The sequence below is a fragment of the Denitrificimonas caeni genome (assembly GCF_905120345.1).
GTDB lineage: Bacteria > Pseudomonadota > Gammaproteobacteria > Pseudomonadales > Pseudomonadaceae > Denitrificimonas > Denitrificimonas caeni_A.
Map to the genome: position 1 here is coordinate 179,624 of NZ_CAJHOA010000001.1, position 12,855 is coordinate 192,478.

Here is a 12,855-nt window from a genome sequence, read left to right on the forward strand (position 1 = left end):
TTCCATTTTAATCGAGTTCGCTAAACATGAGCCTGTTCTCTGCCGTCGAAATGGCGCCACGTGACCCAATTTTGGGTCTGAACGAAGCTTTTAACGCCGATACCCGTCCGCAAAAAGTCAACCTCGGTGTTGGTGTTTATTACAATGAAGCTGGTCGTATTCCTCTTCTTAAAGCAGTTGCCCTCGCTGAAAAAGCTCGTGCCGAAGCGCATGCGCCGCGTGGTTATCTGCCTATTGAAGGTATTGGAAGCTACGACAGTGCAGTACAAAAGCTTTTATTTGGTGCTGATTCTGAAATTATCAAGTCGGGTCGCATTGTCACCAGCCAAGCGATTGGTGGTACGGGTGCCCTAAAAACGGGTGCCGACTATCTAAAACGTTTATTGCCGGATGCCATTGTTGCGATCAGCGATCCTAGCTGGGAAAACCACCGCGCGCTGTTTGAGTCTGCTGGTTTCCCAGTGCAGAATTACCGTTATTACGATGCCGCTGAGCAAGGTATTAACCTTGACGGTATGCTCGAAGATTTACGTCAGTTACCGACTGAGTCCATCATTATTTTGCATGCTTGCTGCCATAACCCAACCGGGGTTGATCTAAGTCCTGAGCAATGGCTCAAGGTTTTAGATGTGTTGCGTGAGCGTAAGCACATCCCTTTCCTCGATATTGCCTACCAAGGTTTTGCCGAAGGGATTTACGAGGATGCTGCCGCAGTACGTTTATTTGCTGACTCCGGCATGGACTTCTTTGTTTCCAGTTCCTTTTCTAAATCATTTTCGCTGTACGGTGAACGAGTGGGTGCGCTGTCGATCGTGACTGAATCGAAAGAGGAAGCCGGTCGCGTGCTTTCGCAAGTTAAGCGCGTGATTCGTACCAACTACTCCAATCCACCAACTCATGGTGCCACAGTTGTTGGGCATGTCCTTAATACGCCAGAGTTAAATGCTTTATGGCAGGCTGAGTTGGCTGAAATGCGTGAGCGTATTTTACTGATGCGCAAACTGCTGGTTGAGCAACTGGCGGCTAAAGGTGCTAAGCGTGACTTTAGTTTTGTTGCTGAGCAGCGCGGCATGTTCTCTTACTCTGGCTTGACTAAAGAGCAAGTTGACCGTCTGCGCGATGAGTTTGCTATTTATGCTGTGGGCACCGGTCGTATCTGTGTCGCTGCGTTGAATATGAATAATATTGATACTGTGACTGACGCCATCGTTCAGGTGTTGTAACAGCCCGATAACCTGCCCAATAAAAAGCCCAGCATCATCAGCTGGGCTTTTTTGTGTCGATCAAGATCATGTTTAGCAAGCAGCTGCTGATCGATAGTGATCAGCAGCCCGTTAGACTTACTGACGTAAGCGCTCAGGTTTAATTAAGAAACGCGCCAGTGCCGGCAGTAGCCAAATCGCACCAAACATATTCCACAAGAACATAAAGGTTAGCATCAGGCCCATATCCGCTTGGAACTTAATCGCGGAGAAGATCCAGGTGGCTACACCAATGGCTAAACATACCCCGGTAAAGAGTACCGCTTTGCCCGTAGACTTCAGCGTCTGGTAATAGGCCTCTTGCAGAGGCATACCCATCCTTAAGAAAGTTTCTAAACGGCTGTAGATATAAATACCGTAGTCCACCCCGATTCCTACGCCTAACGCAATCACTGGTAATGTTGCGACTTTCACACCAATGCCCATCCATGCCATCAGTGCATTACCTAATACTGAGGTCAGTACTAGCGGTAAAATCACACAGATGGTTGCGGCCACTGAGCGGAAAGTAATCAAACACATAATGATCACAGCACTGTATACCGCAATCAGCATCATCGTTTCTGAAGCAGCAATCACATCATTGGTTGCTGCTTCAATCCCCGCATTACCTGCCGCCAATAAGAACTGGTGTTGATCAGTATTGTTTTTTGCCGCAAAGTCTTCAACGGCGGCAACAGCTGTGGTTAACGTTTCTGCTTTATGATCCTCGAGGAATACCAATAGTGGCGCTAACGAACAATCCGTGTTGTATAAGGCATCGGCGCGGGCGATGGAGTTGTTTAGTACATGCTGGTTACGCGATAACGTCTCCCACTTCAGGTTGCCCTCGTTCATACCCTTAATCACTTGCTTGGAGACAGTGACCATCGACACCACGGATTGTACGCCTGGGGTGTTTTCCATACGCCAACTCAAGTCATCCATCGCTTTTAAAGTGCTGTAACTGGAACAGCCTTCAGCCGGGGTCTTAACCATTACCACCAATACATCGGAGCTGGTCGAGTAGTTATGAATAACAAAGTCGTTATCGAGGTTATAACGCGAGTCCGCATGCAACTCAGGTGCGCCTTGATCCAAGTCACCAATCTTCAAGTTCTGCCCATACCAGAGGCCAAATAACAGCGCACTGGCGGCGATAGCTATAGAAATCGGTGCAACTTTAGGACTGGCGAAGTTGGAGATAAGACGCCATAAAGGACTGTCTTTCACCGCGTTCTCACGACTGATCCGTACTGCTTTTTTACTGATGCCAATATATGAAATCAGCACCGGTAAGAAGATCAAGTTGGTTAAAATAATTACTGCTACGCCGACTGAGGCGCCAATTGCTAACTCGCGAATCACACCAATATCAATCAATAGCAAGGTAATAAAACCGACCGCGTCCGACGACAGCGCCACTAAGCCGGGAACAAACAACTGCCGGAACGCCATACGTGCTGCGGTGAGCGCATCCAGCGCGGTGCCAGACGCCATCGCGATACCATTGATTTTTTGCACACCGTGCGAAATACCAATGGCAAATACTAAAAACGGCACAAGCATTGAATAGGGATCAAGACCAAAGCCCATTAAGTGCAAGAGACCCAGCTGCCAACCTACCGCGACCAGCGTAGAGAACAATACGGCTAACGTGCTTTTAATACACTTGGTAAACCAATACAGCAGGACAAAGGTGATACCAATAGCGAAAGCAAAGAACAGCGCAACACCAAACAGTCCATCAATCAAATCACCGACTTTTTTAGCAAAGCCGATGATATGGATTTTTACATTTGGATTTTGGAGTTGATATTTTTCGCGGATTTTATCCTCTAGACTGTGCGAGAAATCTTGGTAATCCAGTTTAAGCATTTTGCTCTGATCGTCTGGATCAGGAAACTCTTCCATCAAGGGTATTTCGACAATACTCGATTTAAAGTTATTGCCGACTAAGCGCCCCACTTGTCCGGATTTGAGAATATTACTGCGCAAGGCCTCAAGGCTTTCGGCTGAACCATCATAGGTCTGTGGAATAACCTCACCGCCAGCAAAGCCTTCTTCAGTGACTTCGGTCCAACGGACGTTTGGGCTCCACAAGGAGCGTAAGCCTGAGCGATCAACACCAGGAATATAAAATGCTTCATCACTGATTTGGCGTAGGGTTTCCATATAGTCTTTATTGAAAATATCACCCTCAATACTTTCAACAGAGATACGCACGCTATTGCCGAGGTTGGCAAGGTCATTGCGATGCTCAAGCATTTTCTCAATATATGGATGCTTCAGAGGGATCATTTTCTCAAAACTGGTTTCTGGGCGCACTTGCGCCGCATTCCAAAATAAGAAAATGCTGATCAGTACGCACAGCGCAATGACCGCTGGACGGTTATTAAAAATCAAACGTTCAAGCACTGCTGCTGGATTGTTTCTTGCTTTAGATGTCATTATGACGCACTCCAGTCTTATTGTTTATCGAGCAAATCGTTGCCGTTCGCATCGGTTTGATAAATACCATTTTGCCCAACAAGAATAAGGCTGCCCGCCGTTCCTTCTGCGACACCCGCTAACGATGTGCGGTCAGCACGATTCGATACGCTGAAACTCTCTCCTGCATTACTACTGCGCAATACAGTGCCACCGTGACCAACAATCAAGACATCACCATTACTCAGCAAAGTGCCACTGGCTAAGCCAAACTGCAGACTACCGCTGTCTGTTTGCACACGCGTTTCTTGCCAGCTTTCACCAAAGTCTGCCGAGCGGAAAATATGCCCGCGTAAACCATAGACTAAGACATGATCAGGCTGCGACCCTGCAACAATACCGAATAGCGAACCTTGGTAAGGCCCCGCAAGGACTTCCCATGACTGTCCCCAATCGGCCGAGCGAAACATCACACCCATTTCGCCGACAATAAAAATACCAGCATCACCGATCGCACTGATTGCATTGAGGTGGTAACCGTCTTCATTGTCGAGGCGATCATCAATGCGCTGCCACTCTTTACCGCCATCCAGAGTTTCTAGCAGCATACCGTAAGCACCGACGGCATAACCGTGGTTACGGTCTTGAAACCAGATATCCAATAAGGGCGACTCTTGCTCAATATCATCGTATTGACGGGTCCAAGTTGCACCGCCATCACGCGTGGCTAAAATCAACGCATCATGCCCTACCGCCCAACCATAGCGGTCATCGACAAAGTAAACGGCGGTCAGTAACTGTTGCGTTGGCACACGAGCCTGTAACCACTGTTGCCCTTCGTCATCGGAGTAGAGAATATGACCGTGATCACCCACGCTAATCAGACGCTTACCTGCGCGCACAACATCCAACAATAAGCCGGATGTCGCTGCCGCAGACTCAATCGAATACGATGGCGCTGCGACACCTTCACTCTTGGCTGTTGCAGACATTGAGTAAAGGCTTGGAAACAATAGTGCTGCACAGAGCGGCAACACTTTGAGCAGAGCGATGCAGCTCCGCCATGGATGACTTAAGCCCGTCACAACCGTGTTTGTATCGACTGCTTGCGATAAGGGTTCACGCATAGATATTCCCCATTATTTTTATAGTTGCATGCCGTTGCTGGCTATGTGTATACGTATCAATCCTATGAAATCGAGCGTACACCCGCAATCATTATTGCGCGTTGTTTTGTTAAGTATTGTAAAGCGCACAAGCAGATAACAAAAAGCTGCTTAAAAGCAGCGGCGGGTTGATTGGCGGCAGGCTCAGCAGGCGCTGATGTATTGTGCTTTAGCAGCGGTCACCTCCACGCTGCCCCATACCTTGGCTGCGCCCACCACCGCCTCCCCCACAGCGTTGAAAAGCCGGTAAATGGCGCTCGAGTGATGCTTGTTGCAGATTACGCAACACCCTAAGAATATCCGGACGCAACTCGGTCTTAAACAGCTGGTCATACAACTCACCATTGGCAACCTCGGCCGCAACACTGGCCTCACAAGCGGCCTGCACACTAGTGTAGCGCTCGACTTTGCCAGGCCAGTTATTCTCAGGGATCGGCACTCCATAGCGTATATACAGCGTACGCAGCGCTTCAATATGCCGTGCTTCTGCCTCACGAATATTGATAAAGGGGCGCACTTCGCCAAAGTCAGCAATCACTTGATCGTAGATTGACCACGCTTGGTATTCATCTTCCAACGCCTCGTGTAAAGCATTGAGTTCAGCAGCGGTCAGTTTGTCCATGGTCAAAATCCTATATCAAAAAGTATAGAATCAGCCTAGCATCATCAATGAGTTCAGCACAAGGACAACTCTGCCGCACTTTGGGCGGGTAAGTTATGAAAATTTCTAAGAAAGTGACTCGTAGACTTTGCAGCAAGCAGCTTGGGTTCCAGTGACGAGCTAAGAGGCAGTAAAAGGTGTACTTTATGCTGTGTAACATGCGTTTAAGGCAAAAAACTACCGTGCTGTATGATTTAGACTTACACCAAGTAAAATTGGTTTAAGGATCTGCTCAATATAATACAGTGACACCAACTGTATCGCGATACTCACCGGCAGGTACGTTCTGATTCGCTGGAATTCGGCCGTAGAAGTAATGGGTCTCTTCACGCTTCACACCTAGACCAATTAATGCTGGATAGTAAAAACTACCACTTTTAACTCCAGTCCCAGACGTTCCATCGCCCCAGATAGTAGTGCGTGCACTGCTCGTATATAAGTTGTAATTTAGTTTATTGCCACCACTGCTCATCGCTCGCTGTGGAAATACCCCCCACAAACCATTATTAAGCTTAATTGTAAACGATATAGTTCCTCCGAGTAGACTTGCAAGGCTGTAACAGGTAAACGTTACCGAACCGCCAGCGCTATCGTTGTTACTGTCGGAGAGCGTGTCGTAAACACCGAAACCAGCGGTGGCCGTTGCACTAACCTCACAATCACCAAGCAGATTGAGCGCAGATGCAGGTGCCGACCATAAGCCCGCACTGCCAAGCAACAGAGCAGTCAGTACTATTCGTTTCATTAAGGCGTCTCCTGACAAAGTAATGGGCCGATTCTCGGCATAGGTCCGGGATTGGCCGGCATACTGGCGCTAAAACGGCAGACATTATCACCCCACAGCGCAAGAAACTGATTGTTGACCTTTAGATCAGTCACCCACGCCTCACCCCGTCGTGCAACGGGGAAACGTTGGCCGGTATTAATATCACGGATAGTCGTGCCTGCTGGCAAGGGTTCACCGTTAGCCTGAAGAACTGTTAGTAATGCGCCATTTGCCGAAGCAACATCAAAACCCACTAATACGCCGCGACGGAAACCTGGAACAATAATGGCATTGCGGCTTTCAAGACGTGCATCCAAGGGTAAGTCAGACTGCTCAAAACTAATACGGTTTTCCTCAAACGAGCGCAAATCTGATATCAATGCGACACCATTACTGTTTGTCATCGAAACTTTTTGATTTTCATTGTAAACCGTTACATTTGGGTAATCACCAACCTTGACCACGCTGAAACTATCATCAATGCGTCGAGTCGCAAAAGCATTACCACCCAGCAGCACTACACCACCGCTTGCGTTTAAGCGGTAAGCAGTATCCCCGCGGAAGCGAGCAGCCTCGGCACTGTAGGTGCCATAATCAGTGCGTGCAGTCATTCGCGCGTTACTACGGCTTGGCTCACCGTGACCTTCTTCAGTTGAAACGTTATAACCAAAGCCATTGCCGCGGGGTAAGTTGCGTTGGAACTGTACACTGTTGCTATAGCTATCATCGTTTCGAGTATGGTTGATGCTAGCGCTGGTACGCTCGCCTAACGAGGCACTTACCGTTAGACCAACAAATGTGTCACGGCTCTCAAGTTCCTGAGAAGCGTACAAACCAAAGAACACGCCACGCAATATACCCATACTGTAATTGGCGCTAACAACACGACTATCAATTTCATTACGGCGATCAATTTCAATATAGTTTAAGCCAACTGACTTACCGTTAAATATGCTGGCACCGATGTTCGCACGTAAAATCTGCCGTGGCGCTAATTCATTATCAAATAACCCAATCTGACGAAATCTTTCGGTTGTGACTGTAGTATTTGCGCCAAAATTAAAGCGCTGACCTTGGTGCTCAATACCAAGACTTGCGAGCCCACCATCACCGATCTCAGCCGTGCTGCCCGCAACTGAGGTGCTGACTGTACCAAATCGTGGACTGGCTAACCACACACCACTTAGGCCTGCTGTCTGCTGATTTTTAAGCGCTTCTAAGCGTCCGCCGCCGGTAAATCTGTTGTTGAATCCAAGTTGGTGGCTTGCCGTAACAAAGTCTCGCCCGTATTTATTGCTATGCAGTGAATAGTCTTCGCGGATCGAGCCTATTTCGTAGTTATAATCATGCAAGCCTGTACGCAGCATTTGTTGACTGGCATAGAAGGATTGCTCAAGAACCTGCTCGCGACCGAGTACATCACGTACCACCATGCGCAAATCATTGGTACCGGTCATCACCGGAATATTATTTATTGAAAATGGTCCCGCATTAAGCTGGTCCTGACCTTGGCGGCGGTCATTCGCATAGATTTCAACAGACGATGGCACAATTGCCTCGCCACGCATATCAGGCATTGGGAAGGTAATAAAGTCAGGTCGAGTGCCAAAATTAGTCCCCCACTGAATACCACCGTAAAGCACACTACGTCCCCAAGCGTCAGAACGTGAATAGGTGTCTCCTAGCGTTAGAGTGCGAAGTTTACTTGGATCATCATAGCGTAAGGTGCTGTTTAGACGTACCACGCCACCCTTACGGTTTTGGTTTTGATCGCGTGCCAGTAACGTTGTTGTCAGTAGTCCAAGGCGATTAAACCCTGCCAGCTCAAAAGCAGCGCTGGTGGCATTATCAGCTCCGAAACTGGTCTCATGCATTACATCGTAATTAAAAAAAGCGCCAAGGGCATCTGTTTGTGGGATATTTGATTTGCTTTTATCTAAATCAATAGTAGAGCCTGAAAGCTGGCGCGCACCCACCTGCAGAATAAGTGCTTGGCTGGCACCATCGATAGTGTATTGCAAATTTTCAAACTGACGCAGAGGATAATATATTTTATCCTTATATAACACAGTGTTGATAGGTTGCGATAACGTCAGGCCCCAAGCAGCTAACTCAGCCGCTGGGACGAGCACACCCTGCTCTAAGCTATCAAGTAGAAATGTAGCCGATCGTACATCAACACCATTCAGTTCGATTGTTAGCAGGCGTGGTGTGACATCATTGACTACAGTTTTAGCTGTTGCATAAGTCGCACTTACGCTCAAAACACAAGCAATAATTAGCCCTAGCGAGGCTGAAGTATAAGTTTCACTAAGGCTTATTCGCAGAAACTTGAGTCTCAACCACACCATTATTTGTATCGACCTTGATAGCATAGGGGGCGTTAATTCCTGCAGGGATATTAAGCATCCAGTAACGACGGCTGCCGGGCAAAATATAGGTCAGCATATCGCTACTCGCGACACTTTTATTTTTATCAATTAAAGCTAAACGCGAGATTTTCGCATGTGCAGCGCCTTGGTTATCAGCTTCAATGCGCAAACGTCCATCAGGCTGGCGCTGAGCACTCCAAACAAGTCTACTTGCGCTCGGCATAACTGACTTTACAAATACTGGGACACCAATACGCAACATAATCTGTACACCGCGCGGGTAGTTAGTAGTGCTGTTGTCAGTTGAGAGTTCAAGATTTGGCGTGGCAGGTGCTTGTTCAAAAAACACGCGGAAACTTTGCTCAATCACCTTAGGTTCAGTGTCAAGCAAGCCAATCCGCACAATCTGACTTTTACCTGGAGCAATTTCAAATACCGGCGGACTGACAATCAGTTGATCAGTCTCTTCATAGTGCTCTTGATTGTTGCGAATTGACCAATTGTTAATAAAGGCCTGCATAACTACCGCATCGTCACTGCGATTGGTTACTGTCATAGCAGCAATCGAAGCACTGGAATCAAGAGTAATTAATACCGGACTCACAGAAAGACTGGCAGCCTGCGCCGCACTGAAAAATAGACCTAAAACGAGGCTGACCTTAAGCCAGCCTCGTATGCTTAGTAAGCACTCAAGCATAATCAGTAGGTTACAGTTACAAGAACTTCATCACTGTAAGCACCGGCTGTTACGTATTGGCCACCAGTAACCCTACCATTTACGGTGTAGTTAACAGGCGCTCCTGTAGTGCTTGTTTGCGCAACAGTAGCGCCACCTACATCACCCCAAACAGTAGTGTAGCCATCTGGCTGGTACAGTTCATAATCTAGAAGTTCAGGACCAGAAGTGAGCTTCATCTTACGGCTTGTATTTTGACCTAGGCCTAGAGCAATCGCATAGGTGGTTCCTGCGGTACAAGTCGTAGTGATGGTACTGGTGCTATCTAAATTGCCAGCAGTAGGATCATAGTTACCAAATTCCAAATCAGTAGCGGTAACGTTACAGCTGTTAAGAACAGTGGCTGTAACGTTAAATGTGGTTGTAGCCGTGTCTGCCATGGCTGAATTTGCAAACAGCAGGCCAGCAGCGGCGATTAAGGTTGATTTTAAAATTTGCTTGTTCATCATGATCTTCCTGATTAATCCTGAGTTATCGAAAAATATTAATTAATATATATATATAGCTTACACTATCGCCTCGGTCTACCTATATAGGTATTTGTAACTATCTACTTATAACTAGGCGCAAAAAAGTAAGCAGCTAAAGCTTATAAGGCAAGTTACTAAAGCCAAGCTATATATTGATTAGAGAGCAAATAAAAAAAGATAATTAATGATGCTTAATTATATTATTAAAACGACAGCAGTTGGATTATTTCAGACTGTAAAATCAGACGACAGGGCATTGCACCCTGTCGAGTTAATTAAAATAAAGGGGCGTGCTGTAGACGCCCCTTACTTAGCAAGGTTTACATAGTTAAACCGCTAAACTTTTCTCCAGCACCTCAAACAGATCTGCAGATAAATCATTACAGCTTCTAATCCGTTTTAGTTGAATCTGCATCATCTCTTGATGATGCAAATCGAAACGCTGCCAGCGAGTTAATGGCGAGAGCATGCGCGCGGCCATTTGTGGGTTTAAAGCATCGAGCTTAATGACTTTATCAGCTAAAAAAGCATAACCTGAGCCGTCTATGGCATGGAAGTTTGGTGTGTTCTGCGTGCTAAAGGCACCGACTACGGCACGGACTTTATTCGGGTTTTTGATACTAAAGGCCGGATGATGCAGCAAGTGCAGAACGCGCTCTAAGCCATTCGGCAGCCCCGCCGCGGCTTGTACACTAAACCATTGATCCATTACTAGTGGGTCATCAGCAAAGCGCTCAGCAAAGCTTTCTAAAGCCTGTTCTGTTTCAGCAGTAAAGGGTGAATTGACTAAACAGGCTAAAGCGGCTAGGCGTTCAGTCATATTATCGGCTACACCAAACTGATCGACACAGGCATCCAAGATGTCTAAGTCCTCGGTGCGCATCAAATAGGCCAACAGCATATTTTGTAAGCGACGGCGAGCAAAGTCAGTCGCTTGCGCAACATAAGGGGTCTCGAGTGACGCCTTACGCAAGGCCTGATAGCGCGCCAACATTGGCTCTTTTAATGCAAAAGCGAGCTGATTACTCACGTGCTCACGCGCCTGATAAATCGCTAGCGGGTCAGCGTGCACGTATTGCTCAATGATATAACCGGTGCTCGGTAATGCTAAAAACTCAGCGAGCATCGCTGGGTCTAAATCCTCTTGCTGCAGCAGCACAGCAAACACGTCTACTAAACGCGTATCGAACATCGGCTCGTCAGTGTCGTAGATCTGACCAACCACTTCTTCGAGCACTTGCAGAGCCAATTGCTGCCCTGCTTCCCAACGGTTAAAGCCATCAGTGTCATGCTGCAATAAAAACAGTAAATCATCACGACTGTAATCAAAACGCAGCTGCACAGGTGCAGAAAAACCACGCAGCAAGGATGGCAATGGTTGCTCGGCAACATTGATAAAGGTAAAGGTTTGTTCCGCTTCAGTGACCGATAGCACCCGCTCATCTAATACTGCAGCACTTTCACCCTGCAACTGCAGAGGCAGTGCTGCGCCCTGTTTATTTAACAGCGCCATGCTCAGTGGAATCACAAACGGCAGTTTATTACTTTGTTCTGGGGTGTCTGGACAACTTTGCTTGACCTGTAATTGGTAGGTTTGCGTTGCCGCATCATAGCTGTCGCTCACCTGCAATTCTGGCGTTCCAGCTTGGCTGTACCACCGCTTGAATTGCTCTAAGTCGATGCCACTCACTGCTTCCATGGCTGCAATAAAGTCATCGCAGGTCACGGCTTGACCATCGTGACGTTCAAAATACAGATCTGAGCCTTTGCGGAAGGTGTCAGCACCCAATAGGGTATGCAGCATGCGCACAACTTCTGCGCCCTTCTCGTAAATGGTTAGAGTGTAGAAGTTAGAGATTTCCATATATTGCGCAGGACGGACTGGGTGCGCCATAGGGCCGGCATCTTCAGCAAATTGATGAGTTCGCAAATACGCCACATCTTCAATACGCTTGACCACACGCGAGTTCATATCGGCGGAAAACTCACTGTCACGAAAGACGGTAAAACCTTCTTTCAGTGAGAGCTGGAACCAATCGCGACAAGTGACGCGGTTACCTGACCAGTTATGGAAGTACTCATGCGCGACGACACCTTCCACACGCTGATGCGCGGCATCGGTAGCTGTTTCCGCCTTGGCTAGAACACAGCTGGAGTTAAAGATATTCAGCCCTTTGTTCTCCATGGCGCCCATATTGAAATCATTCACCGCAACGATCATAAAGATATCTAAATCGTATTCACGACCATAGACTTCTTCATCCCAGCGCATGGCGTTTTTAAGACTGTCCATGGCGTGCTGGCATTTGTCGATATTTTCAGGCTCAACATAAATACGTAGCGCCACAGCACGTCCACTCATGGTGGTAAAACTGTCTTCGACACACCAGAGATCACCGGCAACGATGGCAAATAGATAGGCTGGCTTTTTAAAGGGGTCTTCCCATGTCGCCCAATGACGACCGTGCTCATCTTCGCCGTCAGCAATGGGATTGCCGTTGGACAGTAATATTGGGTAGCGCTTCTTTTCCGCATGAATGGTCGTAGTGAAACGACTCATGACATCCGGACGGTCAAGGTAGTAGGTAATCTTACGGAAACCTTGCGCTTCGCATTGAGTACAGAACATACCGGAAGACTTATACAGCCCCTCTAGTGCGGTATTTTTTTGCGGTTCAATACGCACGGTACTGCTCAGCTCAAACGTATTTTGTCTCGGTTGTAACTCTAAGTGACTGTCGCTCAACCTATAGTCCACTGCTGACAGTGGTTGGCCATCAACAGCAATACTGACCAACTCTAAATGCTGACCATCCAAGGCTAACAGTGGCAAGTGAGCATCTAAGTGCGGATTACGCTGCATCAGTAAACGTGCATGTACCAGCGCATAGTCTTCAAATAACTCAAAGGTCAGATGCGTCTCATTAATCAAGTAGTCGGGCAATCGATAATCACTTAACGTGATCATTTTGGGTTGTTCGGTACGCATATTTAAAACCTCGATTAAAAAACT

At 47.4% G+C, this 12,855-nt stretch carries 9 protein-coding genes; 1 reads left to right on the plus strand and 8 read right to left on the minus strand.

What is annotated here, in order from left to right:
• The first annotated feature begins 26 nt into the window (after window positions 1-26).
• A complete protein-coding gene (locus JYJ62_RS00800) occupies window positions 27-1,223 on the plus strand; it encodes an amino acid aminotransferase (RefSeq protein ID WP_205340283.1) in 1,197 nt (398 codons plus the stop codon).
• A 117-nt stretch (window positions 1,224-1,340) separates the two neighbouring features.
• Here JYJ62_RS00800 and JYJ62_RS00805 read toward each other — a convergent pair whose 3' ends face one another.
• From JYJ62_RS00805 to pepN, 8 genes are all read right to left on the minus strand, one after another.
• Entirely contained in the window at window positions 1,341-3,692 is a 2,352-nt protein-coding gene (locus JYJ62_RS00805) for an efflux RND transporter permease subunit (RefSeq protein ID WP_205340284.1), read from the minus strand.
• A 17-nt stretch (window positions 3,693-3,709) separates the two neighbouring features.
• Complete coding sequence (locus JYJ62_RS00810) at window positions 3,710-4,798, minus strand: WD40/YVTN/BNR-like repeat-containing protein (protein WP_232365684.1); 1,089 nt, start codon at window positions 4,796-4,798, stop codon at window positions 3,710-3,712.
• A 208-nt stretch (window positions 4,799-5,006) separates the two neighbouring features.
• Window positions 5,007-5,459: a ferritin-like domain-containing protein gene (locus JYJ62_RS00815; RefSeq protein ID WP_205340285.1), complete on the minus strand. Its 453-nt coding sequence runs from the start codon at window positions 5,457-5,459 to the stop codon at window positions 5,007-5,009.
• A gap of 271 nt (window positions 5,460-5,730) precedes the next feature.
• Complete coding sequence (locus JYJ62_RS00820; protein WP_205340286.1) at window positions 5,731-6,243, minus strand: spore coat U domain-containing protein; 513 nt, start codon at window positions 6,241-6,243, stop codon at window positions 5,731-5,733.
• Window positions 6,243-8,528 (minus strand): fimbria/pilus outer membrane usher protein, encoded by a 2,286-nt coding sequence (locus tag JYJ62_RS00825; RefSeq protein WP_205340287.1) that lies wholly within the window; start codon window positions 8,526-8,528, stop codon window positions 6,243-6,245. The genes JYJ62_RS00820 and JYJ62_RS00825 overlap by 1 nt, the downstream gene beginning before the upstream one ends.
• A 46-nt stretch (window positions 8,529-8,574) precedes the next feature.
• Entirely contained in the window at window positions 8,575-9,333 is a 759-nt protein-coding gene (locus tag JYJ62_RS00830; RefSeq protein ID WP_205340288.1) for a molecular chaperone, read from the minus strand.
• 2 nt (window positions 9,334-9,335) lie between these two features.
• Complete coding sequence (locus JYJ62_RS00835; RefSeq protein WP_205340289.1) at window positions 9,336-9,818, minus strand: spore coat U domain-containing protein; 483 nt, start codon at window positions 9,816-9,818, stop codon at window positions 9,336-9,338.
• 352 nt (window positions 9,819-10,170) lie between these two features.
• Window positions 10,171-12,831, minus strand: coding sequence for an aminopeptidase N (gene pepN, locus JYJ62_RS00840; RefSeq protein WP_205340290.1), 2,661 nt, complete (start codon window positions 12,829-12,831; stop codon window positions 10,171-10,173).
• Window positions 12,832-12,855: the final 24 nt, after the last annotated feature.

Coding starts and splice junctions, on each gene's coding strand:
- JYJ62_RS00815 (WP_205340285.1), bottom strand. CDS start 5,459: ATGGACAAACTGACCGCTGCTGAACTCAATGCTTTACACGAGGCGTTG.
- JYJ62_RS00820 (WP_205340286.1), bottom strand. CDS start 6,243: ATGAAACGAATAGTACTGACTGCTCTGTTGCTTGGCAGTGCGGGCTTA.
- JYJ62_RS00810 (WP_232365684.1), bottom strand. CDS start 4,798: ATGCGTGAACCCTTATCGCAAGCAGTCGATACAAACACGGTTGTGACG.
- JYJ62_RS00835 (WP_205340289.1), bottom strand. CDS start 9,818: ATGAACAAGCAAATTTTAAAATCAACCTTAATCGCCGCTGCTGGCCTG.
- JYJ62_RS00805 (WP_205340284.1), bottom strand. CDS start 3,692: ATGACATCTAAAGCAAGAAACAATCCAGCAGCAGTGCTTGAACGTTTG.
- JYJ62_RS00830 (WP_205340288.1), bottom strand. CDS start 9,333: ATGCTTGAGTGCTTACTAAGCATACGAGGCTGGCTTAAGGTCAGCCTC.
- JYJ62_RS00800 (WP_205340283.1), top strand. CDS start 27: ATGAGCCTGTTCTCTGCCGTCGAAATGGCGCCACGTGACCCAATTTTG.
- pepN (WP_205340290.1), bottom strand. CDS start 12,831: ATGCGTACCGAACAACCCAAAATGATCACGTTAAGTGATTATCGATTG.